The following is a 1669-nucleotide window of genomic DNA, read 5'->3' as shown; positions in this document are numbered from 1 at the left end:
CGGTTATTGCTTTTAAATTTTCTATATCTTCTTTAGACGAAATACTGCTAACAATTAGTTGCCCTTTTAATAATTCAATTTTCTTTACTTCCCAACTATCTTTGTCAAGCCGTTTGTTTAAAAAATAAAACCCTTTGAACTTTCTTACAACATTATCATAGTCAATTTGAAACAATGTGTCGATGTAGTTAATGTGAGTTACTAAACTATCACCGGCTCGTTGAACAATTTCTCTTGTGTTGGTAGTTAAGTTAATAATTGTATCACCAGAAAGTCGTGAGTTGCTGTCAATTTGTGACGGATGAATTTTATAGTCAAAATCGTAAATTCTCTGAACTGTTTTTACATCAATTATCAATGCGGAACTGTCGGCACTACTTAAGTAATGTCCTTGCAAGCGGTTGGGAAATTCCGATAAATTGTCTGTGTTTGTTGGCTGTGGCTCATCAAAAGTGACAGGTGGCGCACAAGCAACTAAGCTGATAAGAATGATAATTGTGGTAATAAATTTTATACGTTTCATATTTTGTATTTTTACTGATGGTGTAGTATTTAAATTTCCGATAATTTTAGTAGCCTTGCGATTTACTGGAATAGAAATCACAAAACTATCCTTTGCCAAAATTAAAAATAAATAATCCACAAATTATTGCAAGCGCAAAAATTAACTTTCCAGCACTGAATAAAGCTACTTAGAACTTTAACAAAATCGTGGATATTCTACAGTTCCCGTTTATTTTACTTTTGAAAAGTTTATAGAGGTGTGTTCGATTTCTTTTTGGGTTTTCTTTAACGAAAGTCCATATTTTGAATTCAATGTTTTTTCTAGTTCAGAAAAATCCTTTTTAGGAATAATGAAATCAAACCTTTCAGTACTTTTATTGCTATTAAAGATATCGATTTTATAACTTGATGTTAGAATATTCGCAACCGAGGTTAAGTCTGAATTTTCGATTTTTATTTCTTTTAATGATATTATATTGATTGACTTTCCAATAATCTTTGATTTGTACTTAGTTAATAACAAAGAATCCTGTACATATAGTTCCCATGTTTCCTGCTTTTTTTTAGTGCTTTCAAGATTAAAATTGTATACCTGCGATAAGTGTTTTAGTATTATTTTTTTATAGTCAGAGTTGTCTTTTGAATATTTTTTAAAATTCAAATTAATTTTTTTCTCAACCATTTGATTGTTATTAGTCTCTATAAGAGATTCATCTTTTTCAAGAATAAGAGCAATGATTGATTGCAAACGTGTTCCTTTAAAACTGACACTATCAGTATATATGGATGAAACACTTTTATTCGCTCCGAAAGTAGGTTCTTCAATCCTCAATGAATAGTCATTGTTCTTGATAGTAAGCTTTTCAATAGCTCCACTCATAAATATGAGAGGTACTAAAATAAAAATAGCATTGTGAATAGCGTGCATGAAATATCCTAAAGCTAGCGTATACTTTACCCGTAAGTAACCGAAAAAAAGTCCACCAATAAATTGTGGGGCAATTAATATTGGTGACAAAAGCAACAAAGGGATTGAATATTCAAAATTAGCTAAATGAACAAACCCAAATATAATTGCGGATAAATAAAACATGCCTTTAAATCTACTCACCCAAAAATTTGTCAAGTATGTTTCGATCCTACTTTTGTTCTGTTTTCCCGCAAC

The 1669-nt window shown here is 30.4% G+C and carries 2 protein-coding genes; both read right to left on the bottom strand.

The genetic code is table 11. The annotated features are described in order from the left end of the window. The coding region (locus ACOYLT_RS11865) for a hypothetical protein (RefSeq protein WP_422854044.1) at positions 1-523 on the bottom strand (523 nt) is incomplete at its 3' end. 210 nt (positions 524-733) lie between these two features. Further along, positions 734-1669, bottom strand: a 936-nt coding sequence (locus ACOYLT_RS11860) for a lysostaphin resistance A-like protein (protein WP_422854043.1), incomplete at its 5' end; no start/stop codon positions are given.

It is taken from the genome of Flavobacterium sp. (assembly GCF_049318185.1).
Lineage (GTDB): Bacteria > Bacteroidota > Bacteroidia > Flavobacteriales > Flavobacteriaceae > Flavobacterium.
Note: the sequence above shows the minus strand (reverse complement) of the source record. Positions and strands in the feature narration are given on the sequence as shown.